This window comes from Mucilaginibacter sp. SJ, from assembly GCF_028993635.1.
GTDB lineage: Bacteria > Bacteroidota > Bacteroidia > Sphingobacteriales > Sphingobacteriaceae > Mucilaginibacter.
The window spans coordinates 4,123,743-4,150,154 of sequence record NZ_CP118631.1 but is presented as its reverse complement, the minus strand read 5'-3'; the positions used below and the strand labels follow the sequence as shown (position 1 = coordinate 4,150,154).

Below are 26,412 nucleotides of genomic sequence, written 5' to 3'. Positions count from 1 at the left end.
ATTTGAAATTAGGAACAAAACTTACACTTTTTAACGCCATCTCCAAGTTGGTTATTGTGATACTGTTTGTATTGCTTGTTCCTGTATTGATCAAAAATATCAGCCGTAATTATGTCGACAGCAAGCTTATCAAACAAAAAAACAAGCTGCTGCAAATTGTAAAAAGCAAGGGCATTGAAACCTACATCGAAAACGGCGAAGGCTACGGCAGCTACCTCCCGCTTAAAGAGGAATATATCAGCCTGGATGAGGTTGATCCCGATTATTTTCTGGATACTATAAAAAGGGGTAAGCGCCTTTTTAGTGAGGGAGACACTTTAGAGTATCGCATATTAAGCCATACCTTTAAGGTTAAGAACAAAAATTACCTGCTGGAAATTGGCAAAAGTGTAGATACTTTGGATGAAACCAGTGTCCCGCTGCAAAATATAGCCTTCCAGGTATTGCTGGGAATGATTTTGCTGACCGTACTGGCCGACCAGGTATATTCAACCTATGTACTTAAGCCTTTACGGCTTATTATTAAAACCAAGCTTGTAGGGCAAAAATTCCCTAATTTTCATACCTACCGGCAGGTACGTACTACCACATCTGATTTTCAGCACCTGGATATCAGTATCCATAACATGATTGAAACCATTGCGGATAAATTTCATAAAGAGCGGGAGTTTATTTCCAACGCATCGCATGAGCTTATGACACCGATCTCTATTCTTCAGTCAAAAATCGAGAATATGTTTGAGGAGGAGGATATCAACGATGAGCTTAAAGGCAGGTTATTGGAAATGCAAAAGATCCTGAACCGGTTGAAGAGCATTACGAAAACGCTGCTGCTCATTTCCCAGATAGAAAACGAACAGTTTTTAAAAGAAGACAAGGTATCGGTATCCGAACTATTACAGGAGGTTTATGATGAGATCTCCATTCGCCTGCAGGATAAAAACATCAGCTACGAAATGTCGATACCTGACAACTGGCATTTTGTCAACATCAATAAATTTTTACTCTTTAACCTGTTTTTTAACCTTATTAACAATGCCATTAAATACAATCATGAGAGTGGCAGTATTAAGGTAACAGGCATTGCCGTAAATGATAAATATATGATCAGTATAGCTGATACCGGCATCGGTATAGATGAAGACGCCATCCCGCTGATCTTTAACCGCTTTAAAAAATTCAGACAGTCATTACAACAAGATAGCTTTGGACTGGGCCTGCCTATTGTAAAATCAATAGCAGCCTTTCACGATATTGAAATCAATGTAATTTCTGAAAAAGATAAAGGAAGCACCTTTAAACTTATTTTCCCGGCTACGTTGATAGTAATTTCCTAAAACTGCAAAAAGGCATGCCAAATTGTACTGTAGCAAAAGTTTTACTGCTGCTTTGTACTAAAAATCGGGCAGTGTTGCAAAAATCAATACCCACACATTCTTTACTTCATTGAAATTAACTTTACTTATCATTAAAAAAATGTTGCTGTGATTGATGGAGGATATTCTTTTTAAGGAAGCAGTCCATAATACTGCCATCAGCTTTTTTTGGCATCTGCTTTGTAAAAGTACGGTATAACATAATTATACAAGTACGATGAGAACGCTTAAATTAAAAGTAGCCACCCTTGGTATAGCATTAGCTACAGCAGGCATATTAGGCTCAGGATGTAATTCGCTTACAAAAACACAAAAAGGTGCTGCCATTGGCGCAGGTGCCGGTGGTACAGTAGGTGCGTTTATTGGTAAAGCTGCCGGTAATACCGCTTTAGGTGCTATTATAGGTGGTGCTGTAGGTGGTACCGCAGGTGCTTTTATCGGCCGTAACATGGACAGGCAGGCTGCCGAAATTAAACAAACAGTGCCGGGCGCCACAGTAACCCGCGAAGGTGAAGGTATTTTGGTTAAATTTGATTCAGGTATTTTGTTTGATACCGATAAATCAGATTTGAAACCTGCCGCGCAAACTAACCTGCAAAACCTTGCAGCTTCGTTACAAAAAAATCCGGAAACTAATATCACTATCATTGGCCATACTGACAATACAGGGTCTGACAGTTACAATCAAACCCTTTCGGTAAAAAGGGCCGATGCTGTAAAATCATACTTAGCTGCGGGCAATGTAGCGTCGTCACGTATGACAGTGACCGGCAAAGGCGAAAGCGAACCAATTGCCGATAATACAACTGCCGATGGCCGCGCACAAAACCGCAGGGTTGAGATCACCATTGTGGCAAACGAAAAAATGAAGGAGCAGGCAAAACAGGCTGCCCAGTAACACCGCGTAATAATAAGATCAGTTAATAGTTTAAAGAAGAAGTCCCCGGCGCAAAGCCGGGGCTTTTTGGTATATGCCAAAATCACTATTTGCACATTTGTTAAACAATGTGTTATCCCAACTGATAAAAACATTTTGTAATCAACAAGTTAATCACCTACTTTTGCAGTATGGTAAAAAGATCAGGAGCGATATTACTCACTATGCTGTACACGGTTACAGTATTGGGCTTTGCTCTTAATTTCCATGTTTGCGGCGACTATGTAGCATCTGTAAAAATTGATGCCCCGGCTGTTAACTGCAAAATGGACCAAAAAGGCGGCAAAATGAAATGCTGCAAGGATAAACAGGTTGAAGTAAAAGTAAAAGACGCTCACCAGGGCGAATCAACTTCCTTTTTAGCAAAGATGTTTGGCTTTGAACTGCCAAGCTGGTCGTTCGATAGCCTATTTCCGGCCTTGCCATCTTCTTCTTCCGACAAATTTTATGACCGCGGCCCGCCCGATCCATCAGTTCAGGGTATCGCCACATTTATCCGCAACTGTATTTTCCGCATTTGATCTGTTAATTGTTAAACCCGGTAAACCTTATCAGCAGTTTATTCTCTAACAATTAATTACACGATCAACATGAAAACTTTAAAAATATTCATCATCATATTCGCGCTTTCTGTAACAGCAGCTAAAGCTCAATTTACCAAAGCCGAACTCCAGGTTAGCGGCCTTACCTGCGCACTATGCGCCAAATCAACCGAAAAAGCATTACGCACCCTGCCCTTTATTGGCGAAATCAAAACTGATCTGATCCGTAACACTTACCTCATTACCTTTAAAAATGACGTTCCGGTAAATTTCGAGCAGATCAGCAAAAAGGTTCAGGGTTCTGGATTTTCGGTTAACAGTTTAAAAGCCACTTATAATTTTGCCAATACCAAAGTTGCTGAAAATGCATTTAACTACGGGGGCGATACTTACCGCCTGCTTAACGCTGCCGATAAATCATTCACCGGCGATGTGAGCTTTACCGTGGTTGACAATGGTTTCGCACCCAAATCGGTATCAAAGAAATACCTTGGCCAGGTTACCGACACAGCCCCTGCAAGTGGTCGCGTTTATCATTTAGCAATATAAGTTCTTCATTTAACATCATTTTTTATGAAGAAGATCATATTGGCTGTTTGCCTTTTGACAATGGCTTGCCCATTATTTGCACAAGAGTTGTATGTAAATACAGAGCCGGCCAGCAATATGGCAACCGGCTCATTGGGCATTCGTGTTGAAAATCAAGGGTATTTTACTCCAACATATAAAAACCGTAGCACTATTGAAGCCATGTATGGCGTTAATCGCCACCTTATGGTACACGGCTCGGTTTACATGTCCGATTATTACAGCAATAATCAACATTTTGAAGGCGGAAGTGTGTATGCTAAATACCGTTTTTTATCTATCGATACCGTTCAAAAGCATTTCAGGGGGGCATTTTTTGCAAAACTATCAAGCATCAACAATCCCGTAATCAACCGTGAAATCACTTTGGAAGGGGATAACAGCGGAGCACAGGGCGGGGTGGTTTTCACTCAGTTACTGCATAAACTGGCGCTTTCGGGTTCGGCAAGCTATTTGCGGGCATTTAATAACAGCGGGAACTATGAAATTTCAACCAATAGCGTACGTAATGCCGCGGCTTATACCTTATCTGGCGGCTATTTGCTTTTACCACGTAATTATCGCGACTACAAGCAGGTAAATTTAAACTTGTATTGTGAACTGCTGGGCAAAACCAACCCAGGGCATAGCGAAAGTTATTTGGATGTTGCACCCGCTTTGCAACTGATCTTTAACAGTACCTGCCGGCTGGATTTCTCGTACCGTACACCTATCTATAATGATATGCAACGGAATACTAAAAATATGTACCTCATCAGACTGGAGTACAACTTTTTTAATCTTTAACCCTACACTACTATGAAAGCATATATTGTGTTCGTTGCCCTAAGCCTGGCTGCCGTGGGCGCATCCGCCCAGCACCATCACGATATGAAGATGAGCGATACCACAAAAAAGAATATGCGCATGAACAGCACCAAACCTATGGTTATGGATGGTATGGATATGGGCAATATGAAAAAGGATACGCCTATGCACCATATGATATGACCAGCCAGTTCTCGCGTGATCTACCCATGAACCGCGATGGTTCGGGTACTTCATGGGTGCCTGATGAAACGCCACTGTATGCCTACATGATCCATGGTAAAAAATGGATGAGCATGGTACATGGTAGCTTTTTTGCGCGGTATAACAACCAGGACCTGTTTAATTCGGGCAAGAGAGGTGGCAGTAACAGGATTGATGTACCCAACTGGCTTATGTTCATGACCCAGCGAAAAGTAGGCAATAATGGGCTGTTCTCCATTAATACCATGTTCTCGTTCGATCCTTTTTTGGTGGGCAATGGCGGTTACCCGCTACTCTATCAAACCGGCGAATCATACAAAGGACAAAAATTGGTCGACAAACAGCACCCGCATGATCTTTTTGCTGAGTTGAGCGTAGCTTATACCCAGCGCGTGGCTAAGGATGCTGATCTCTATCTCTCCTTCGGTTACCCGGGAGAGCCGGCTTTAGGTCCGCCAGTGTTTATGCACCGCCTTTCGGCCATCAATGACCCCGATGCGCCGCTTGGTCATCATTATCAGGATGCTACACATATCACTTTTGGTGTCGCAACATTGGGCTTCCGTATCAAAAATGTAAAGCTGGAAGGATCCATATTTACCGGCCGTGAGCCGGATGAGCACCGCTATGATTTTGATAAAATGCGGTTTGACTCATACTCGGCCCGTTTATCCTATAATCCATCCAAAGAGTGGGCCCTGCAGGTATCAGACGGATGGATCCACAGCGCGGAAGAAACTGAGCCGGGGCAAAACGTCAACAGGTTCACTGCATCAGCCATCCATACCAAAATGTTAAGCAAAAACAGCTATGTAGCAACTACACTGGTTTACGGACAAAACCATTATTCGGACAATCATAAAACGCAGCCGTCCGTTTTATTGGAGAATACTTTACAGCTCAATAAAACCGCTGTTTATGGCCGATATGAATTTGTGCAAAAAGACGCCGAAGAACTGGACATGCACGATGCCTACCCGCTTAACCTCAACTTTAATATCAATGCTTTAACCCTGGGCGCAAACCATATTTTAAGCAGCTTCAAAAACACCAATGTTACCGGCGGTGTACAGGCTACGCTCAATGTTTCACCATCGGCGTTAAAGCCGCTTTATGGTAGCACGCCTGTTGGGTTTGAAGTTTATTTAAGAATAAGCCCGGCGCTGATGAAAATGTAATGATCACTATTATAATAACGTTTCTTTTGGAATATCAATTACAAGAAGAGGCCCGGTTTGCTACGCAAACCGGGCCTCTTCTTGTAATTCCTGAAATTCGACCTAATTCGAAAAATTAGTGCCGATGATTATTTAAGTGTAATGCCTGTTTTGCCCATAGTACCGCCATCAGCATAAAGCATAATGGTATAAGTGCCTTTCTGGAATGGCAGGGTTGGGTTTATCCAGTCGATGGTGTATTGTGTGCCATCATCCTTAAAATCAATGGATGTTTTGTAGGTGTATTGCAGGTCCTGGCCATCGGCGCTGAAAGTTCCTGAATCAGGTGCTGTAATCAGGTTTCCGGTTGGATCAATGACGCGTACATAAATATCATGCATAGCTTTTGTAGCCAGAGTATTGCTGGCCACAGTGAAGTTGATCTTCAGTTTTTTGGCTGGGTTTGCACGGGTTACATCAACCTCTTTTCCGCTGCCTTTTATTTTATAGGCCACCACATCTGATGTTGCCAGCTTGAGTGCCTGGGCTACTTTCACCTTAGCACCAAGATCCTCATTTTGTTTGGATAGCGTATCCACCTTTTTGGCAACCGTTGCCAAATTGGTTTTTAAAGTATCCCTTTCGGTGGTGAGCGATGTGTTCTGTTTTTTGAGCTCATCAATGTCGGCAGTATACTTGGTTACAAAATAACGGAGTTGTTTTACATCCTCCTGTACTTTGGCAAGTTCTTGTGCGGTAAGTTTACCTTTGGCCAGTTTAGCCCTCAAAACTTTAATGGTAGATTTTAACGAATCGTTTTTGGCGGTTAGTGCCGCGGTCATCTTGGCTTTGCCTGCAGTGACCTGTTCAACCTGCGATTCAAGACTGTCGAGCTCGGTTTGCAGCCTTGTTTGCTCATCATGCTGATAAACTATTTTTTTATCGGAGTTGTTTTTTTGCAGGTACAGATACACATCGGTACCCAATAAAGCAAGCACTACTACAATAAGAAAATAAATGACGTTTGAGTTTTTCTTAGGTTGTTGTTGCCCAGATTGGTTTTCCATAGCAATTAAATGTTAAGTTTTAGCATAGTTAAGCAAGTGGTATAACAAAAGCTTAGCCATAGTGTTTAGTTTTTAACGAAATATCAACTGTTAATTGATGTAAAGCGCTTTCCTGCAAGTATATACAGATGCGTTTATCCTTAATGGTTAACATATTGAACGTTAAAACACTAAAAATATGATTTTTTAAAAAATTATTACATCAATTGTTTTAGGCGTTGGGCTAAAATAACTACAAAATGTTTAAAACACAATAAGGCTTCAATTTTTATACTTCATAATAAACCTGCTACGTTATGAGTTTATATCTTTGCAACTTTCAATTTAATTCTATTTGATGCATATATACCAACGGTTCATACTCCTGATTATAATCCTGTTTACAAGTTTAACAGTTAATGCGCAGCCGGCCGATCTTGTACCGGCACCGGTTGATGTAAAAATGCAGCCTAAACGCGAATTCAGGGGGGTATGGATAGCCACCGTGGTTAACATCGACTGGCCAACCAACTCTAAATCCCCGTCAGAAAAGCAGAAACAAGAGCTTATCGATATACTAAACTCGCACCAGGAAACCGGGATCAATGCGGTTATGCTGCAGGTGCGGCCCGCTGCCGATGCATTTTATGCCAAAAGCCGTGAGCCCTGGTCGAAATATTTAACCGGTAAACAGGGCCAGGCCCCCAGCCCCAACTATGACCCGCTTGAGTTTGCCATCACCGAAGCACATAAACGCGGCATGGAGCTGCACGCCTGGTTTAACCCTTACCGTGCCACTTTTGATGGCAACTTTGCAGCGCTTAGTCCACAGCATATTACCAAAATAAAGCCTGAATGGTTCTTTACCTACGGCGGTATTAAAACTTTTAACCCCGGGCTGCCCGAAGTGCGCGATTATATTGTACAGGTAATACTGGATGTTGTAGATAATTACGACATAGACGGCGTACACATGGACGATTATTTTTATCCCTATCCAATTGCAGGTCAAAAAATAAACGACGAGGAAACATTTAAAAAATACGGCGAGGGCTATGATAATATTAAAGACTGGCGCCGCCACAACGTCGATTTGCTGATACATATGATTGCCGATAGTGTGCATGCGCATGATCCCAACATGAAATTTGGTGTAAGCCCTTTTGGCATCTGGGCTAATAAAGTACAAAATGAGGAAGGTTCCGAAACCAATGGCGGCTCATCATATTATGAAAATTATGCCGATACCCGCAAATGGGTAAAAGAAGGCTGGATAGATTATATTAACCCGCAGCTTTACTGGCAGATAGGCAATCGTGCCGCCGATTTTCAAAAGCTGCTCGACTGGTGGAGCGACAATACTTATGGCAGGCATTTATATGTAGGTCAGGCAGCTTATCGCATCAACGAGCGCAAAGTTCAAGCTTTCAGAAACCCGGCTCAGCTACCTCAGCAAATAGAACTTATTCGCAACAACCCAAGGGTGCAAGGCAGTGTTTACTTTAGTTCCAATTCGCTCACCAGCAACCCGCTTGGCTTTACCGACTCGCTCCGCGACAATTATTACCAATACCCTGCACTGCCGCCGGTAATGCTATGGCGCGATTCGATACCGCCTAACGCCCCTCAACAGGTTACGGCCAAAGCCGTAGGTAGAAGTGTAGCAGTAAGGTGGCTTGCTCCAACTTTAGCTAAAGACGAAGAGCCGGTTTACGGTTATGTGATCTACCGCTTTAACGACGGTGAAAAGATAGACATCGACAATCCTAAAAACATTCTCAAAATCAAATATGATCCCACGCTGGGATATGATGACAATACTGTTATTAAGGGTAAAACTTATTTTTATGTAGTTACAGCGTTAGATAGGATGAAGAATGAGAGTGAAAGGTCGCCAACGATAGCAGTTACGGTTCCGTAAGAGATCAAATTGTCAATTCGAAACGAGGAATGGGTGAGCAATCTTATGCGTAGTGCTTTGCAACTATGCAATGCGTTAAGCAGGGCGCTTAAGATTTCTCCTTCGCCCTAATGCTCAAGTCCTTTTCGCTCACTCAAATGACATTTTTTAATTTGAAATTTCTATCAACCCTTTTTCTTTCAGTTTATCCAGGTAGATATCGATCTCACTATCGCCCATGCCAAAAATGCTTTCATTTTTCCAAAACGCGTGGTAAATGGCCGTTTTGGTGTTAGCGCCGTTATTATAAATATCCAGTAGTTTTTGTTCGATATAGCTCAACCCATCCGCATTGGTTTGCATCCGTTTAAGGTGTGCCTTTAGTGCAGGCTTAAGCAGCGGAAGGCCGCCCCAAAAGGTATTTTCATTAAGCCATTTTTCTAACCCGGCGAGGTCATTATTAACGTATAGCCTCCAGGCATCGGCGGCCAGGCCGAGTTCCCATTCATTCAGGCGCTCGCGGGCATCATACAATTCTTCAAATTGTTCGCCGGTTAATTCGCCCAGGCCTTTCTTATTATCAAACTGAACACAATCGGCCAGGCAAATGAGGTAAATGGCCGGGGCCGACATATCGGTTTTCAGCGAAAGCATTTCCAATACGCCCAGCAGGTTTACCTGGCAATGCAAATCAAATTCAAACCACAGGTTAATCTCGGTATACCGGCTGTTTAATTTGCCCAGTTCATCTATTACTTTATGCTGATATTCATCTGCCGGGGCATCGAATGTTCTCCCAATCCAATCGCGGCGCGCGCTCCAGAAACTTCCTGAAAGGATATTTTCCTGTAAAGGGCCTTCAGAAAACACTTCGCGCCAAACCATAACATCGCCGTCGAGCCCGGTTTGATCAAAACCATCTAACGCGGCATCGCCATTTAATATATGCAGGATAGCGTTCATGAAAGCTAAGTTATAAATAAAACCCGCGTCTTTGCTGAAGCGGAAATTTTGTCAACCTTAATTTTAAATTCAGATTGCAAAAGTAGCAGTGTTTATAATACAGACAGGTGTTTTACATGCCGTTGCGCGGTACCCAGGCCTGGCTTTTAATGAGCCATTTACCGCTCACTATCCTTAATACGAATGAAAAAGCCCCCTGTTCTTCAAAATGCTCGCCATTTACAAGGCCGGTATATTCAACAGGAGCTATGAGGTAAACTATTTCGTCGGTTTGCTGAAAAGTTTTAATGCGCTGCAAATCAACCTTAAAATCTCTGATCTTAAAATCCTTAACCGCTTTTTGTACCGAATTTATCCATTGCACACCGGCCAGTTGCCCGTTCCACGAAAAGGGAGGCTGTTCATCGGCCACTACGGCATTAGGAGCGTAAAGATCAGATACCGCTTCGATACTGAAAGTGCCGGAAGCTTTTATTACTGTTTCAACAACCTGGCGCACCTCGGGCTTTAATTTAGCTACCGTATCGGCAGGCAGCATCATTTTTGCCGAAGCTGCAATACCAGGCAAACTGCTCATAAACATGCACAGGCATAAAAGGGGTAGTAAATGCTTTTTCATGATCTTAACAATTTCACACTATGCTATTAAGGCCGTTCAATATACGAATAAGCCGCTGTAAAAATACTTTTTGATCGCTATTGTTTCAGCTGCAATTAAAAAGAGTTATCGGGTGCTGAATATTATTTCTTGTTGTTCATGTAATCAATGGTCATATTACACAAGGCTTTTACACCTAAACTAAAGCCGCTTTCATCAATATAAAAATCGGGCGTATGGTGTGATGGTGCTTTCAACGGATCGCCTCCCTTTGGCATACCGCCCAAAAACATGAACAAGCCCGGTACCTTTTCCTGGTAAAAGCTAAAATCTTCGGCACCGGTTACCGGCGGGCGTAATAGTACATTAGCAGCGCCGGCAGTTTGCTGCAGGCTTGGCAGCATTTTTTGAGTGAGCCCAGGGTCGTTATAAGTTACAGGATAGTGGTTGCTGTAGGGTATTTTCACCGTAGCTGTTGCTCCCTGCGCTTCGGCTGTTTTGGTGGCAATTTCGGTTACCCTGGTAACCAGCATTTTTTCATCAGCAGGGGTGAAGGAGCGGAGGGTACCCAGCATTTCAACCGATTCGGGGATGATGTTTGAGCGGTTACCGCCTTTTATAGCACCTATAGTTACCACCGCCGGGTTTTCGGTTACATTGATATTGCGGCTTACTATAGTTTGCAGGTTATTGATGATCTGTGCTGATGTTACAATCGGATCAACGCTCGACCATGGATAAGCTCCGTGGGCCGACCGTCCTTTTACGATGATCTGCATATCATTAACCCCGGCCATAGTACCACCAGGACGATAGGTTATTTTGCCAACCTCGGTTTGCGAATTAATGTGCAGCCCAAAAACCACATCCACTTTGGGGTTTTCCAGTACGCCTTCTTTTACCATTTCCTCGGCCCCGCCTTTTTGCCCGGGTTCAACGCCCTCTTCGGCAGGTTGAAAAATAAATTTTACGGTTCCGTGCAAATCTGCTTTCATTGACGAAAGCACCTGCGCAACACCCATCAATATGGCCATGTGCGAATCGTGTCCGCAGGCATGCATCACGCCAACCTCCTGTCCGTTATAAGTAGTTTTAACTTTAGACGCAAATGGCAGAGGTGTACGCTCAATAACCGGCAAACCGTCCATGTCTGCCCTCAGAGCCACAACCGGACCCGGATGCCCGCCTTTCAAGATCCCTACTACACCCGTAGTAGCGATGCCGGTTGTTACCTCAATACCTAATGATTGTAAATGTTTAGCAATAATAGCCGAGGTGCGCACCTCATGATTGCCCAGTTCCGGATGTTCATGAAAATCGCGGCGCCAGGTTATTACCTGCTCCTGCAGAGCATCGGCCTTAGCATTTACCTGCTGACGCAGCGCGTTTTTTTGCGCCAATGTCTGCAACGAAAAAATACATAAGGATAAAATAAGGCATGCTTTCATATGGGTTGTTTGGAGATAGTAATATAAGCACAATAGTTTGAATATGGTAGATTGGGGAGTACCGGCTATAAGCCCCAATAAAAAAGGTAAGCAAGCGTGGTTCTTTTCTTGAGATGACAGAGCCGTTAACTTAGGGCTGCAGGGGGGTTAACAGGGTTAACACAATTTCGATTATACGAACACAAATTACTGAATATCAATTATTTAATAAACATATAGGGTTACCTAAATCGTCGGCAAACTGGAGCTGGGTGGCCATCAACTTAAATAAGAAAAAGCGCATAATCGCGTGGTCTCGCATAGAAGTCGGCGGGGGGAACTACGTTTAGCAGTGGTGTGAGGATTGACGCCCCATCGTTATTCCAGCGCTCGCCCAAAGGAGGAATTAGTCTTATTGTAATACCTTCCAACATTTTTATTACCTTAAGCCCTCACATCAACAAAATATCTTTAAATGGCACTTTTAGGCAATTTAGGCAATTACAAAAACTTGGGGTTACTGATCATCCGCATCGGACTTGGTATTATGTTTATCTATCATGGCTACCCCAAACTGATGGGCGGTACTCAAAACTGGAAAGATATTGGCGAATCAATGAAATATGTAGGAATCCATTTCTGGCCGGTAGTTTGGGGATTACTTGCAGCAGTTACAGAATGCTTTGGCGGTTTCCTGCTCATTATAGGGCTCGCATTCAGACCGGTTTGTATCTTAATTTTTATAACCCTTGTAGTTGCAGCGTTAACGCATCTACGTACAGGCGGTGGCCTGGGCGATGCCGCTCATGCCATTGAAGATGCTGTTATGTTTGCCGGCTTAATATTTATAGGCCCGGGGAAATATAGTGTTGATAAAAAATAATCGCATCAATTTAACATTAGAGCAACCATTTCCATTACTATCAATTAAATATTTATCAAATACCGTTAAAACACCTATTGTTGCGAAACATATTGATATCATATATTTATAAAAAATATATCACAAATCAATATGAAAAAACAACTATTATGGAGCATGCTGCTGTTAATGGCAGGGTTTAGCTCATGCCAGAAGGATTCTTTTAAACAGGTTAATCAAACTTCGGTCGGAAGTAAAGACAAATTAAGGGTTGCCGCAACTAACCCTGGAACCTATAGTGAGTTAACACTATTAGCCCGCCAACCAGGAGAAAATTTTGATACCTATATTGGAAACTGGGGTGGCGTAAGCATTAAAATGCAGGCCACCCCTACCTGGAATCATGATCAATATCCCAACCTGATAAATGGTGTCCCCTGCACAGGAGGAGGATACACTGTAGGTGACCTAAATCAAATTTCGACCTCAACCGCAGGCGGTCAAGACTTTTTTATTGTAGGTGTTGCAACCGCAACGTTTACTGCAAGGCAACTATTTAACAGCGATGTAACTACCTATATTAATGCCCTGGATTCATATATTCAATCACATACACCCAGCTCAGCAATACCACAGGCATCAAGTTACATCAAAACTACATATAGTGATGGCAATCCAGACCCTCACTTTGTTCAGGTATCGGGAAAGCTAATCAGGATTACTACAGGCTCTCATTTCGCTTTTGCGTCAATTGATTATCCTACACCAGCACCGCTGCCTCCAGCATCTGCAGGTAAGCTGTTAGGAGGCATTTATGATCCGAACAATCCATCAGTGATATACGAAGTTTATGGATCCTCTGGTTATGTAACTTCAGGTAGCCCCAATGTGAAATCGGTAACGGGCACTTATACAACAACAAGCAATTCACAGATAAACCTTGTTAACGTGACAATAGCAAGAAATGATGGCACTACTTTCTCCTTCGCAGGAAACACTATTGACGTTAGCTAAGAGCTTATATATTCAACAATAACCCTAAATAAAACAAAGATTGGTCATGACTGATCTTTGTTTTATTTAGGGTTATTAATTCAAATAATCCCCAAGTGCTTTCAGGTAATTTTCATCAACATCTCCTACATTATCCGAGAAGAATTTCTTTACCTTATCCGCATCCGTGGGAAATGCGGCTTTAATCGCCTTGTTTTTCAATTCTACCTTTTGCAGCTGGCCTCCTGCTTTCACAACATAATACGCAGGCTCATCTTATACTCATCATAATTATTGCTTGAGGTAATGCCATTGAAGGTAAATTAGCCTACCGGCTTACTGGTGATTTTATTGCATATTTTGTATTACCCCTTCATTTATTGATATTCCAGGCTATAAAGAGCAAATTTACTTTGAGTCTACTTCGTTCGAGGTTTTGTTAGTTGCTCTGTGTGAAATCATTTATACAAAGGAATCATCTACTCGAATAAATAAAAGAAAAGGGGGTTGCCTCAAACCTTTTCGAGACAACCCCCTTTTTATTATTCGGATTAAGAATATAATATTATTTCTTGTATTGGTCAAGATTGGTTCTTGCACCCGAACCTCCAAGAACACTATAAACGATACCATTTGTATCAAATAAACTTAGTGCTTCTGCAAACGTATACTCTTTTTCTACATACCCAACAATTTGGGGAGCTGCAGTAACAGTAATACCTGCATCTCCAATCCTTGTAACATCATCTGGGTTTATAGATAATTCGAAATGCGAATAAGTAGCACTTGCACCTGTACCTGTTTTAGTGAAGTTAACCACATAACGGATATCGCCAGTATAATATCCACCTGCAACCTCAAACTGAGTTGGTGAATCCGGAAGAAAAATTGATGTTTCTCCGTCGGCATAGGTAAAGTTACCAGCTGGAGGGGTTCTCGTAAACTGATGTTTATAGGTCCCTGCGAAATCATTACCAATAAAATGGTAGTATTTTATGCTGAAGTTACCACTGATTGTCTGTCCACCTCCATCTGCAATCTTTATCGGAAGCATATAACTTTTTGACGGATCAAGTTTGTTTTTATAAAAAGTTACCGATACAACCTTTGTGCGGGTGCCTTTTGATATAGTAACTTTCGTATCAGTAAAAACATAAGAGCCAGCAGGCATCTGAAGATAAGTAACCGATTTATCCGACTGGGCATAATATGAATTAATTATAGACTGATCTACAGCTAAGGTCACATTTAAATCAGTTGACAATGTTGAAGGTGAAGCAAGATTAACCGCAAATTGCTTAACAATCGTATCACCGGCATCAGTAATTGCATCCTTACTGAAATTTGATAATCCACTAAGGGGAATTTCAACAATAGGCTTTGAAGCACCAAAATCCTCAAACCTGCTATCTTTCAAGCATGAACTTAGTAAAGTTGCGCCCGCTAACAGGATTATTCCCGTTAGCTTTGTATATATTTTCTTTTTCATATTGATCTCTTATTAATTATTTAGCCCAAAATATTTTTGAGCCGAATGGGTTAATAGTACCTTCTTTACCAACGTTGTCGGCGTTCTGCTGATACTCGGATGTTGGATAAAAAATCCTGGTAGGCAAACCAGTACCTATGGCTTTTGAATCAATAGATCTTGGAACACCTGAAGGGAAACCAGTTCTTCTAAGTTCATTGTAAGATTCAAGGCTACCATACCCTGTTAATGAAATCCATTTTTGGGTAATTATCGCCTCTTCTTTATTTGTACTTGCAGCCCAGCTAACATTGTTTTTTGCCTGACCATAATAAGTAGCGGCATCCGCAGATGATAAGCCCACTGCCACAAACGAAGCCGCAATACCTTTTTGATAAAGATCCTGAGCATCACCTGTTATATAGCCGTTCTGAACCCCTTCAGCTTGCAGGAAATATGCTTCAGCCGCAGACATTAAAACACCATCCTGGGTAGCTGACTTAAGTAATCCTGTTCCGATGGCGCTTGTTCCAGCATTTGGAATTGCGGCATCATCGCCAAATATGATACCTACTACCGACCCGCCGGTTATAGGTGCATAAAATTTACTCAAACGTGGGTCATTAGTATTTTTAAGAAGGCTAACTTCAAAAGCATTAGCACGATAATAAGCATTGTTTCCCGTTGGATTGCCATTTTGATCAAAACCAAAACTTCTCCAGAATGGGCTTTGCTGACCACCAACTGCATCACTATTTGCATAGCCTGGCTGAGTAACTGCTTGTATGGTGCCCATATATGAATCTCCGGCTGCGGGTAAAGTCACTTTCGTTTTGCTGCGGATAGCTAAGCGAAGTTTAAGAGTAAGGGCAAATCTCTTCCATTTGGCCATATCTCCTTTAAATACAATATCAGAAACATCAGGACTTATTGCGGAAGCATTACCGTCAATAAGGGCAACTGCTGCATCTAATTGTTTAATCAAGTCAGCATAGATATCGACACCCTTGTCATACTTCGGAAAAAAAGATGTTGAAGCTTTAAAAGCATCAGTATAGGGAACATTGTTATAGTTATCAACCAATTGCTCAAAATCATACGCTTTCATAATCTTTGCAATAGCTTTAAACTTAGCCAAAGAAGCATCAGCTGATATAGTTTCGAGATTATTAAAATTTGTAAGGTTTGAGTAAAGCGGCTGAAATACCTGGAAGTTATCAGTAGTAAACTGGTACTGCTGTAAGGTAGGGCTCGGTACATAGTTACCACTTGGCGATAGCTGCCCTGCCCATACCCCATAATGGGGATAATTTATATTAACTATATCCGACGCTACTTTCAAAGCCCCCGCAACGGTGAATTGAGGTGTTGTAACCGAAGGGGTATTCGGATTTACTGCAAGGTCTAAGAAGTCCTTTTTACAACCGGAGATACCGACCGTAAGCAGACCTGCCATTATATATATATATCTTTTCATTTCTTTATCTTTTAAGCTAATTAAAATGTTACGTGAAGGTCAGCACCGTAAACACGGGTTGCCGGCGTTTGCGACGCACTGTTAGTACCAGCATCGTTACCAACAGAATTACTAAACTCAGGATCTCCCCATGTATTGCTTTTCGGTGTCCACAAAGCAAGATTACGACCTGTTAGTGCAAAGGATAAGCCTTTTATAAATCCTGTAGTACGGATAAATTTGGTAAGATCAAATGCTAAAGCGATCTCGCGAATCTTCCAGAATGCGGCACTTGATACCCTCGGTCCATTGGCTGTGTTATAAGCCGAACTTTGCCAGAAACCGTAGTTACCATCAGGCACAGTGATATTAGTGTTAGGCGTATACACACCTGGTGAGGTTTGGATAACCGAATTTGGATATACAAAACGTGAACGGCCTGCAGCAGCAGATATTGATGACGAACCACCGAAGTTCAAAGTTGAACCCACTCCGTTATAGATGATATACCCGCCGCGGAACTCACCTACACCTGATAAAGTTACGATGTCATAGCTAACTTGTGTATTAACACCTAATATGTATTTAGGCGTTGTACGTCCAAAGTTTTTCTGAGTAGGATCAACTGAAGGCAAACCTGTTGTACCGCTAACAACTACCCTTCCCTGAGGGTCACGAACAAGGTCGGTTCCTTTGTAGATTGGGAAAGGCTGACCAACCTGGGCATAAACGCTGTTACCAATTTGTAAAGAATTAATACCTGGCAATAATGACAACACTTTTGAATCGTTTATTGACAAGTTACCGCCAACCCTTAAACCAACTTTATTTTTTGATTTGGTTAAGATGTCTCCTATCAACTCAAACTCCGTACCGGTTGACTGAATCTCACCTGCGTTGATCAAAGCAGCCGAATAACCTGTTGCCGACGAGGTATTGATCTGTAAAGTTTGGTTTTTACTGTTTTGTTTGTAATAAGTAGCTTTTGCAGAGATACGGCCATCAAAGAACGAAAGCTCTGTACCAATCTCGATCTCATTGATCGATTCTGGTTTCAGGTTCGGACTGTAGTTGATGGTGCTTGCAGTTAATGCACCTAATGAACCGTAAGGGAAACCAGAAGTTACGCCGTAAGTATTTTGCAGCCTGTAAGCACCGATCGAGATATTACCCACGCGGCTTACTGATCCGTAAACTTTTGCATAACTCAATACTTTATTGTTTTTCAGGAAGTCGAAAGCATCAGTAGGAATAAATGAAATTTTACCCGACGGATAGTAGAATGAACGGTTTTTAGCATTCAAACGAGAATCCCTTTCGTTCCTTAAGGTACCTTCTAAAAACAAGAAATCCTTGTAGCCAATATTTAAAGCACCGAAGTAAGCAACCTGGCGAATTTTAGTTTCGGCCTCCGAAGCATTTACAACACCGCCAATTGTGTTAATGTTATAAAAATCTTTAATCAACAGGTTGTTACTTCCTGTACTCATACCCTTACGGTATTGCTGACGGATAGTGTTAGCTAATAATAAGCTTGTTTTAAAATCTTTGAAAAAAGTTTTGTGCAAATTGATAGCAGCATCACCTTGCAAACGGGCAAAACCATCAGCATCACCAAAGTTCGATGTACCGTCGCCGTATTGATAATAATCGCTCACAATACCGGGGGCAACACCTGTTTGGAATGTACTTTGTACACTACCTGCACCAAGCGGATCACTTATGCTATAGGGTGTAAAGTTTACCTGGCGGCGAGTGTATTTTTCCTGATCGATACCAAAATTATGTGAAACAGTATAGCTCACGTCCATCCAATTTGTGACCTGGTAAGATAATCTTAAGTTGGACAAGAATACATCTCTTTGTTTGTTGATCCTTGAGTTATCAGTGATCCAGTAAGGATTGATAGCATAAGCATCATAAAAATCACTTGGATTAGAGAATGTGCCGTTGTTTGAATCTTTAAAATCTTTAATGTTTAAGAATGACGGCCACTGGATCAGGTTGGTAAACAGTAATGAACCGTTGTAACCTGTTCCATAGGTGCTAATATCTGTACGAGTGTACTCAGCAGAGAAATCGGCTTTAAATTTGCCGTAGGTTTTTGCTCCCCGAACGCTCACTGATGTACGATTGTTTTTATCGCCAGGTACCACACCTTTGCTATATGCATTTTGAGCAGATAAATAAAATGAGTTTTTCGCATCGCCTTGAGCAAAAGAGATATTGTTTTGCTCGATAAAACCTGTGTTAAAGAACGCCTCGATAGGATTCTTTTTCTGTGCAGAGTAAGGGACCATCAGAACGGGACCATTAGGGCCGCCTGCCGGGTAACCAACCTGAACCATATGCCCATCATAAATCGGACCATACTGCTGGTTTTCGTACGGGGTATACAATGAAAAACCGGTAATAGGGTCAACGTACGGAGGGCCTTCACCGCCATAAATACCATATTGATTTTGGAATTTAGGGAAGTAAGCTACTTGCTGAGCCTGAAACGAGTTGCTGTAAGTAACAGTGGGTTTTGAATCGCTGGTACCTCGTTTAGTGGTGATGATCAATGCACCGTTTGCAGCTTCCGAACCGTAAAGTGCGGCTGCGCCTGCGCCTTTCAGGATGTTAATATCAGCAATGTCATTAGGGTTAACCGACGATAACGAACCACCAGGGATCGGCACCCCGTCAACTACGACCAGCGCGGTGTTGTTACCCAAAGCTGAACGGTTACCACGAAGTGTAATTCTAACCTGCGGGTCAATACTGTTATCAATAGTTGACACAGCTAAACCGGCAACCTTAGCGGTCAAACCGTTCGCAACGTTAACAACGTTTGATTGCGTAAGGTCTTTACCGCCAATCTTGGTTGATGAATAACCTGTTTCCCTTGCTGCTTTCTTAATACCTAAAGCACCTGTTACTACAACCTCCCCCAACTGTCTGTTTGAAGATTCAAGGACAATGTTAATTGTTCCGGCGGAGCCTACCGCCCTGTCAATGGATACATATCCAATGAAGGAAAATGTTAGCGTTGAATTTGCCGGTACGCTGAGAGAAAATTTACCGGCTGCGTTGGTTTGGGTACCGATTGTTGTACCCTTTACCTTTACTGTTACTCCCGGAATGGGTAGGCCGTCGTCTTTGGCCGTAACCGTACCAGTAACTGTACGGTTTTGCGCGAATACTTGCGTCATAGACAACACAAGTAAGCACAAACTTACGAGTAGAAGTTTTTTCATTTCGTTAATAATAAGATCAGTTAATAGTTAATTAATCATAAAAGTAATGTTACGTTATCAAAAAGTCAAGTAATTTCTTTTAAAACGTCATTTTTTTTTCAAAAAGCCAAGTTTCAGCTAAAAGAATAATAATTATAGTACTATGTATTGCATAATACAATCTAAAACATATATCTTTGTATTATGATCGTCGAAAACACCCAAACCCAAATGAGGAAAGGCATACTGGAGTATTGCATCCTCTCCATCATAGCTAAGGGCGAAACATATGCATCAGACATAATTGCTGAACTTAAGAAAGCCCAACTGCTTGTAGTTGAGGGTACTCTGTATCCTCTTTTAACCCGTTTAAAAAATAACGGACTGCTCACCTATAACTGGGTAGAGTCAATTTCCGGGCCGCCCCGAAAGTACTATGTGCTCTCGGACGAAGGCCGCGCGGTACTTGAACAATTAGATAAAACCTGGCAGGAACTGGTATTTGCTGTTCAAACAGCTATCGGGGACAGAAAATAGAAAAACCTACAAACTCACTATAATCATGAACAAAACAATTATCATAAATATAAACGGCATGGTTTTTCACATTGAAGAAGATGCCTACGAAGTGCTGAAGAATTATATGACGGATGTAAAGCGTCATTTTTCTACTTCGGCCGATAGCCTGGAGATCACAACCGACATTGAAAACCGCATTGCCGAAATGTTTAACGAAATCCTGGCCCGCGATGCCAAGCAAGTTATTGTGGAAGCAGATGTTAAGGAAGTTACGGAGCAGATGGGCAGCGTACAGGATTTTGAAACTGCTGAAACCGATACCAAAGCTGCAGGCGGCAATCCATTTGAGTACAACACCGAGCGCCGCAGGCTTTTCCGCGATCCGGATGATCACCTCATTAGTGGTGTATGCGCCGGTATTGCCAATTATTTTGATATTAACCCTGCATGGGTAAGGCTGGCCTTTGTTATCCTGGTGCCTTTTGCTGCCATGGGCCTTGTTATATATACAATACTATGGATGGTTGTCCCTAAAGCCATTACCCGTGCCGACCGTATGGCCATGAAAGGCGAAAAGCAGGACTTAAAAGGCTTTAAAAAGAACTTTGAAGAAGAATTGAGCACCGTGCGTGAAAATCTTCAAAACTTTAAACATGAAGCCAAACCGTTCATTTACCAGGTTCGCGATCTGATCAGCGATATCTTTGAACATCTTGGCGCCTTTTTAAGAGGCACCGGCAGTTTACTTGGCAAGCTATTGGCCGCAGCTGTTTTATTAACCTGCCTTGGCATGACCATAGCGCTTATCGTATCGCTTGTAGCCTTGTTTGCGGCAGGCAATATGGGTATCTATAACCTGTTTCCGTTCAATATAACCAATCACCAGGCCAACGGTATTTTTATGGCGAGCGGTTTTTTAGTTTTATCAATACCTTTATTAGCTATCATTTTATCAACAATAGGCTTCCTGTTTAAAAAAGCTTCATTTAACCGCTCGATAGGTACCACTTTATTATGTATCTGGTTAGCCTCATTGGGTGCGGTTTCATACTATGGCGTAAAAACGGCCGCCAGCTTTCGTGAGGGTGGTAAGTTTACGCAAACAGTTAAACTAAAACCTACGGCTAATAATACCTATTACCTGCAGCTGAATGATACCAAGTATCTAAGCAACGAGGACAGTACCCGCCTTAAAATAAACGAGCGCTTTAAAGGCATGATCATTTTAGATGATGACTTTAACGGCGATGATATGCCAAACCGGAACGTTACCATCGATATTGAAAAAAGCGATGTACCACAACCTGTACTGGTCGAGACTTTCAGTGCCCGCGGCAGCAATCTTGAAGAAGCCTTGATCAACGCCCGCAGCGCTTCCTATCGTTTTGAGCAAAAAGATTCTGTTTTGAATTTCGATCGCCACCTGGAAATGCCTAAAGGCTTTTTATGGCGCGGGCAGGAATTACATTTAACCCTAAAACTACCGCTTAACGCTAAGATCATTATTGATCAAAAGCTCGACCGCAACATCAACTTTAATATATATGAGTGCAAAAGCGAGGGTGATGGCATTACCACAGCCACCTATATCATGACCGCGAATGGGCTGGAATGCAAAGTTGACCCGATAAAGGCAGCCAAATTCAAGGCCGATAGCTTAAAAGCGCTCAAACAGGAACAGGATACTTTACCGGCAAGTCCTGCAGATACAGCAAAAGCACAATAAACCATCTCCCTGTGAAAACACTTTTTAAATATATAAGCCTGCTAATTTTTAGCGGGCTTATTATACCCTTCTATTTCCTTCTTCAAACAAGCGGTAACCAGCTTTTAAACAGCAGGGTAACCAACCTTAAATCAAACATTCCCCTCCAAAATGAAATGCCAATTACCTTCCGGATTATTAAGGATATGGCAAAAAATTTAATGCCTCCATTAAAAAGTGAAAATAATCTGTAACCAACACCCCTGTTTTTGCATCTTAATGTAAAAAGCAACACAATTACCATTTCCGGAAAATCCGGCAACATAAATTTAATAAAATCAAAAAATGGCCCTAAAAGCCAGGTGGGATTGTTTTGCCAAAAATTTAAATCAAAAACATGAACACGATGAAAACAATTGCCTATATCTCATAACTACTAAAACACCAAACGCCGGAAAACACACCGGAAACTAAAAAAAGCTTATTTACAAATTTCAAAAAAGAAGCAATTCTTTACCGGCATTGTATTGCCTTTATTTTAATAAACAACACTAAAAATGAAAATTACCATACACAACATATGTTATACACTCCTGCTTGTTGCTATCAGCTGTAGTGTATCCTTTGCCCAGCAGGCCGCACCTGCCGCCAAGGTATCGGGAGCCTTAGTCAATGACCAGGGCAAACCGCTTGATTACGCAACAGTAAGCCTTTTGCGCGCATCCGATTCAACAGTAGTTAAAGGCGCGTTAAGCAACGATGCCGGTGTTTATGTTTTTACCAACATAAAAGCGGGTAATTATATCATTAAAGCATCAGTTGTTGGTTATCAAAAAGCTGTAAGCAAAAGTTTTAGTGTGCCTGCAAATGCATCGCAGGTTACAGCTCCGGCTTTGAACCTGCACACAGGCAGTACCGAATTAAAGGGAGTAACTATTACTGCTACCAAACCCCTCATTGAACGTAAAATTGACCGTACGGTAATGAACGTTGAAAACAGTGTACTTGCGGCCGGCAACACAGCCATGGAAATTTTAGAACGTGCACCGGGCGTTACCGTTGATAAGGACGATAACATCAGCCTGAAAGGCAAACAGGGTGTAACTGTCATGATCAATGACAAGCTAACCTATCTTACAGCAGCGCAGCTGGCTACTTTACTGCGTTCAACTGATGGCAACACCATTAAATCTATCGAGATCATTACCAACCCATCGGCTAAATATGATGCGGCCGGCAATTCGGGGATCATCAATATTAAATTGAAAAAGAATACACAATCGGGCACAAACGGCAGTATTACTGTAGGCGGTGCCAAAAGCAAATACTGGCGCGATAACAGCAGCCTAAACCTTAACCACAAACAAGGCAATCTTAACGTATTTACCTCACTAAGCAGGGGTGATAACAAACGCGGTCACGATATCGGCATTGACCGTATCATTACCGATTCGCTTGGCAATAAAACTTATTTCAACCAGAAATCAAGCCTGCCAAGCATCAACCATTATAACAACTACCGTTTAGGTGCCGATTATGACCTAACCTCCAAACACACAATCGGCTTTGTGGTAAGTGGCTATTCAAACAGCGAAAAAGATTTGAATGATAACCGCACAATTATCGGCAAGCAATTTGGTGTGCCAGATTCATCGTTGCGCACTACTTCGGATATCAGGCAAACCTATAAAAACTTTGCCCTTAACCTTAACGACAGGCTTAAGCTTGATACCAGCGGCCAGGAGCTGAGCATTGATTTGGATTATTCGAAGTTCAAGAATAACTCAAATGCTATGTACAATACCGATTACTTTTTACCGGATGGCAGTGTACAGCATGCGCCACAAATGCTGCGTAACCAAACCCCGTCAACCATAAGCATCTATACCGGTAAAGCCGATTATACCAAACCGCTTACCAAAACCATCAAACTGGAAGCCGGGGTAAAATTCAGCAGCGTTAAAACCGACAACGATCTGCAAGCGCAGATCTTCAGCAACGGTGCTTATATTAATGATACTACACGTACCAACCGCTTTATTTACACCGAAAAAATCAACGCCGGCTATTTGAACCTGAATAAGCAATTCAAAAAATTCTCGGTACAATTAGGCTTACGTGCCGAACAAACCCGGTCTACAGGTAACCTGATTGGAAGTACGCCTGTTAAGAGGAGCTATTTAAACCTGTTCCCGAGCGTATTCATTAACCAAACCATTAATGATAAAAACGAAGTAAGCTTTTCATACAGCCGCCGTATCGATCGCCCCGGCTATGATGACCTGAACCCTTTTATCTATTATCTTGACCCATACACCTATTCGCAGGGTAACGCGTTCCTGAACCCGCAATACACTCAAAACTTTGAGCTTAACTATACTTATAATAAAACTATCAATGTAAGCTTTGGTTACAGCCATACTACCGATGCTATTACCGAGCTGATACTAACCGAAGGCAAGCGCTCATTTGAAACACATCAAAACCTGCAAACCCAAACCGGTTACAATGTCAACATCAATACACCATTCACTATTACCAAATGGTGGGAAGGCAATGTTAATGCAACCGCGTTTTACCTGGGCTTTAAGTCGGATACCCTTGCCGGTCAAAAGTTTAACGATGGGCAATGGGCTTTCCAGGGCCGTACCACGCAAACATTCAAGTTTTCAGGCTACCGTTTTGAAGTAACCGGCGATTACCAATCATCATTAACCTACGGTATTTACAAGATCAGGCCACGCTACTCGGTAGATATGGGGGTTAGCAAATCGTTCATGGAAAAGAGATTCAACATCAAAGCTTCATGCGATGATATCTTCAACATCCGTCGTAATGATTTAAGCAGCCAGGTGGTAAACAATAACTTTGTTATCAAACAAAAGAATGATACCCGTGTAATGCGCCTTACCTTTACCTATAACTTCGGTAACAGCGCTATCAAAATGCGTCAGCACCGCAGCGGCGCCGACGACGAAAAAGGAAGGGTGAAGGGAGCTAATTAGTTGGCAGTTGCCAGTGGGCAGTTTGTAGTTATCACCGGGTAGTTTACAGTTGCTCATTCACCAATCGAGTAGGAAGTAAGGGAGTGAAATTCTCCCTTACCGTCCGCTCACACCACCGTACGTACCGGTCTGGTATACGGCGGTTTGTCAGAATATAGATAACTGGTGTTTAGTTTTCCAAAAGTATCTGTTCTCGAACCCTGTGTATCCTAAGTTATTAAAGTACAGATTGTTAAGCGTGGTTTGCAGTATGGGGCTGTGGGCTACCCGACAGTATCCCTTACTGCTATTTCCCCACTCATAAGCTTTCCTTTTCTTAACGCCCAGCTTTATTAGCCGCTTCACCCTTGCTTTTGGTAGCTTCCATTGTTTCCATTGGCATATCCGTAAACGGGTTCGTACCAGTTCATCCAACATTCGCATCTGCGATTTTGCCGTGGCTATCCAAAAATAATTTATCCAGCCCATGATGACCGTCTCCAATTCTCTTATCTTTTCGGCTATTGGGTTCGGGTGCTTCCGCTCCGTATGCCGGCGAATCTTACCTTGAATCCGTTTTACCGTCAGATTCGATAGCCGTATCTCCCATTTTCCTTTGCTGCGATAGAAAGAGAAGCCTAAAAGCGTGCTTTTCGCCGGGGCGCTGACTTTCGTCTTTGTCCTGTTCACTTTTAGCTTAAGCTCCTTTTCTACGTACCGGATAATACTGCCTTCTACCCTATGAGCTGATTTCCAGTTCTTAAGGTAGATGCTGCAATCGTCGGCGTACCTCACAAAGCTGTGCCCGCGCCGTATAAGTTCTCTGTCCAGTTCATCTAACATAATGTTGGAAAGTAGAGGGCTAAGCGGTGAACCCTGTGGGGTGCCTTCCAATCGGACGCTTGAAACCCCGCCTTCCATAATACCGCTGCGCAGATAGCTGCCGATCAACGCAAGGATGCGTTTATCTTTTACCTTTCTTGATAGCGATCCCATGAGTTTGTCGTGGTTGACACGGTCGAAGAACTTTTCCAAGTCCAACTCTACTATCCTTGTTTTACCTTCATTGAGGTACTCCTGGGCCTGCATGACCGCCTGACGGGCGTTCTTGCCTGGCCTGAAACCGTAACTTGTTTTGGAAAACTCCGGTTCGTATTGCGGACTTAGCCATTGACTGATGGCTTGTTGAAGGAGCCTGTCGATTACGGTTGGTATGCCTAACATCCGGCGACCGCCTGTGGGCTTGGGGATTTCTACTTTCCGTACCGGGCTTGGTTGATAACTGCCCTCTAAAATACTTGTTTTGAGCGGACGCCAGTGCTCGTTCAGGTAGTCGCGAAGTTCATCGGTCTGCATACCGTCAACCCCACCAGCGCCTTTATTGCTCATTACCTGTTTCAGCGCTTTGCTGATGTTCCTGTAATCAAGTATTTCTTCGAGCATACTTCTTTTAAAAAAAAACATTTGTTTCCGGCTTACAGCCGCCTTGTTCGCATGTCGCACCTCAACTCCTCCTGCACTTTACTTTCGGCTTCCGGCCTATCCTCCTGCAGGCAGTTCGCTTATGGGGTTCCGTTGTTAGCGGTGACGACACAGAGCCATCAGCGTCTTGGCCAATTCTAACATGCAGTCCTTCATCCTTTTGTGAGACCTCTCCGCTTT

22 protein-coding genes are annotated in these 26,412 nt (G+C 42.5%); 13 read left to right on the top strand and 9 right to left on the bottom strand.

What is annotated here, in order from left to right; translation table 11 throughout:
• Positions 1-2 precede the first annotated feature (2 nt).
• The 7 genes from MusilaSJ_RS16925 to MusilaSJ_RS16895 all read left to right on the top strand — a co-directional run bounded on the left by MusilaSJ_RS16925 (position 3) and on the right by MusilaSJ_RS16895 (position 5,632).
• Positions 3-1,337: a sensor histidine kinase gene (locus tag MusilaSJ_RS16925; protein ID WP_274986084.1), complete on the top strand. Its 1,335-nt coding sequence runs from the start codon at positions 3-5 to the stop codon at positions 1,335-1,337.
• Between the two features lie 256 nt (positions 1,338-1,593).
• Entirely contained in the window at positions 1,594-2,274 is a 681-nt protein-coding gene (locus MusilaSJ_RS16920) for a YiaD family glycine zipper/OmpA-like lipoprotein (protein WP_274986083.1), read from the top strand.
• A gap of 170 nt (positions 2,275-2,444) precedes the next feature.
• Complete coding sequence (locus MusilaSJ_RS16915) at positions 2,445-2,834, top strand: HYC_CC_PP family protein (protein ID WP_274986082.1); 390 nt, start codon at positions 2,445-2,447, stop codon at positions 2,832-2,834.
• A 69-nt stretch (positions 2,835-2,903) separates the two neighbouring features.
• A complete protein-coding gene (locus MusilaSJ_RS16910) occupies positions 2,904-3,404 on the top strand; it encodes a heavy-metal-associated domain-containing protein (RefSeq protein ID WP_112656116.1) in 501 nt (166 codons plus the stop codon).
• Positions 3,405-3,428: 24 nt separating this feature from the next.
• Complete coding sequence (locus tag MusilaSJ_RS16905) at positions 3,429-4,229, top strand: hypothetical protein (protein WP_274986081.1); 801 nt, start codon at positions 3,429-3,431, stop codon at positions 4,227-4,229.
• A 12-nt stretch (positions 4,230-4,241) separates the two neighbouring features.
• On the top strand, positions 4,242-4,433 hold the full coding sequence (locus tag MusilaSJ_RS16900) for a hypothetical protein (RefSeq protein ID WP_274986080.1): 192 nt from the start codon (positions 4,242-4,244) through the stop codon (positions 4,431-4,433).
• A complete protein-coding gene (locus MusilaSJ_RS16895; protein ID WP_274986079.1) occupies positions 4,430-5,632 on the top strand; it encodes a hypothetical protein in 1,203 nt (400 codons plus the stop codon). The genes MusilaSJ_RS16900 and MusilaSJ_RS16895 overlap by 4 nt, the downstream gene beginning before the upstream one ends.
• A gap of 128 nt (positions 5,633-5,760) precedes the next feature.
• On the opposite strand, the gene MusilaSJ_RS16890 is transcribed toward MusilaSJ_RS16895, so the two are convergent.
• Entirely contained in the window at positions 5,761-6,678 is a 918-nt protein-coding gene (locus tag MusilaSJ_RS16890; protein ID WP_176625787.1) for a DUF8428 domain-containing protein, read from the bottom strand.
• 337 nt (positions 6,679-7,015) lie between these two features.
• Here MusilaSJ_RS16890 and MusilaSJ_RS16885 point away from each other — a divergent pair, with 337 nt between their 5' ends.
• Positions 7,016-8,578 carry a glycoside hydrolase family 10-like protein gene (locus MusilaSJ_RS16885; RefSeq protein WP_274986078.1) on the top strand — a complete coding sequence of 521 codons (1,563 nt, stop codon included), beginning with the start codon at positions 7,016-7,018 and terminating at the stop codon, positions 8,576-8,578.
• A 147-nt stretch (positions 8,579-8,725) separates the two neighbouring features.
• Here the strand turns inward: MusilaSJ_RS16885 and MusilaSJ_RS16880 are convergent, their stop codons facing one another.
• The 3 genes from MusilaSJ_RS16880 to MusilaSJ_RS16870 all read right to left on the bottom strand — a co-directional run bounded on the left by MusilaSJ_RS16880 (position 8,726) and on the right by MusilaSJ_RS16870 (position 11,566).
• Positions 8,726-9,520 carry a DUF1835 domain-containing protein gene (locus MusilaSJ_RS16880; protein ID WP_274986077.1) on the bottom strand — a complete coding sequence of 265 codons (795 nt, stop codon included), beginning with the start codon at positions 9,518-9,520 and terminating at the stop codon, positions 8,726-8,728.
• A 112-nt stretch (positions 9,521-9,632) separates the two neighbouring features.
• Positions 9,633-10,139, bottom strand: a complete 507-nt coding sequence (locus MusilaSJ_RS16875; protein WP_112656106.1) for a Cif family virulence factor — start codon at positions 10,137-10,139, stop codon at positions 9,633-9,635.
• A gap of 122 nt (positions 10,140-10,261) precedes the next feature.
• Complete coding sequence (locus tag MusilaSJ_RS16870; protein WP_274986076.1) at positions 10,262-11,566, bottom strand: amidohydrolase; 1,305 nt, start codon at positions 11,564-11,566, stop codon at positions 10,262-10,264.
• 454 nt (positions 11,567-12,020) lie between these two features.
• On the opposite strand from MusilaSJ_RS16870, the gene MusilaSJ_RS16865 reads away from it, so the two are divergent.
• Both MusilaSJ_RS16865 and MusilaSJ_RS16860 read left to right on the top strand, forming a co-directional pair.
• Positions 12,021-12,428, top strand: a complete 408-nt coding sequence (locus tag MusilaSJ_RS16865; protein WP_274986075.1) for a DoxX family protein — start codon at positions 12,021-12,023, stop codon at positions 12,426-12,428.
• A gap of 132 nt (positions 12,429-12,560) precedes the next feature.
• A complete protein-coding gene (locus MusilaSJ_RS16860) occupies positions 12,561-13,421 on the top strand; it encodes a hypothetical protein (RefSeq protein ID WP_274986074.1) in 861 nt (286 codons plus the stop codon).
• 75 nt (positions 13,422-13,496) lie between these two features.
• Here MusilaSJ_RS16860 and MusilaSJ_RS16855 read toward each other — a convergent pair whose 3' ends face one another.
• From MusilaSJ_RS16855 to MusilaSJ_RS16840, 4 genes are all read right to left on the bottom strand, one after another.
• Positions 13,497-13,655, bottom strand: coding sequence for a hypothetical protein (locus MusilaSJ_RS16855; RefSeq protein WP_274986073.1), 159 nt, complete (start codon positions 13,653-13,655; stop codon positions 13,497-13,499).
• 310 nt (positions 13,656-13,965) lie between these two features.
• The gene (locus MusilaSJ_RS16850) at positions 13,966-14,889 is read right to left on the bottom strand and encodes a DUF1735 domain-containing protein (RefSeq protein ID WP_274986072.1); all 924 of its coding nucleotides are present in this window, start codon (positions 14,887-14,889) and stop codon (positions 13,966-13,968) included.
• Positions 14,890-14,905: 16 nt separating this feature from the next.
• Positions 14,906-16,345 carry a SusD/RagB family nutrient-binding outer membrane lipoprotein gene (locus MusilaSJ_RS16845; RefSeq protein ID WP_274986071.1) on the bottom strand — a complete coding sequence of 480 codons (1,440 nt, stop codon included), beginning with the start codon at positions 16,343-16,345 and terminating at the stop codon, positions 14,906-14,908.
• 20 nt (positions 16,346-16,365) lie between these two features.
• Positions 16,366-19,518, bottom strand: coding sequence for a SusC/RagA family TonB-linked outer membrane protein (locus MusilaSJ_RS16840; RefSeq protein ID WP_274986070.1), 3,153 nt, complete (start codon positions 19,516-19,518; stop codon positions 16,366-16,368).
• 228 nt (positions 19,519-19,746) lie between these two features.
• Here MusilaSJ_RS16840 and MusilaSJ_RS16835 point away from each other — a divergent pair, with 228 nt between their 5' ends.
• The 3 genes from MusilaSJ_RS16835 (at position 19,747) to MusilaSJ_RS16825 (ending at position 24,771) form a co-directional block, all read left to right on the top strand.
• On the top strand, positions 19,747-20,079 hold the full coding sequence (locus MusilaSJ_RS16835; RefSeq protein WP_090532189.1) for a PadR family transcriptional regulator: 333 nt from the start codon (positions 19,747-19,749) through the stop codon (positions 20,077-20,079).
• A gap of 25 nt (positions 20,080-20,104) precedes the next feature.
• On the top strand, positions 20,105-21,787 hold the full coding sequence (locus tag MusilaSJ_RS16830; RefSeq protein ID WP_274986069.1) for a PspC domain-containing protein: 1,683 nt from the start codon (positions 20,105-20,107) through the stop codon (positions 21,785-21,787).
• 536 nt (positions 21,788-22,323) lie between these two features.
• On the top strand, positions 22,324-24,771 hold the full coding sequence (locus MusilaSJ_RS16825) for an outer membrane beta-barrel family protein (RefSeq protein WP_274986068.1): 2,448 nt from the start codon (positions 22,324-22,326) through the stop codon (positions 24,769-24,771).
• A gap of 147 nt (positions 24,772-24,918) precedes the next feature.
• On the opposite strand, the gene ltrA is transcribed toward MusilaSJ_RS16825, so the two are convergent.
• On the bottom strand, positions 24,919-26,193 hold the full coding sequence (gene ltrA, locus MusilaSJ_RS16820) for a group II intron reverse transcriptase/maturase (RefSeq protein ID WP_274985539.1): 1,275 nt from the start codon (positions 26,191-26,193) through the stop codon (positions 24,919-24,921).
• Between the last annotated feature and the right edge of the window lie 219 nt (positions 26,194-26,412).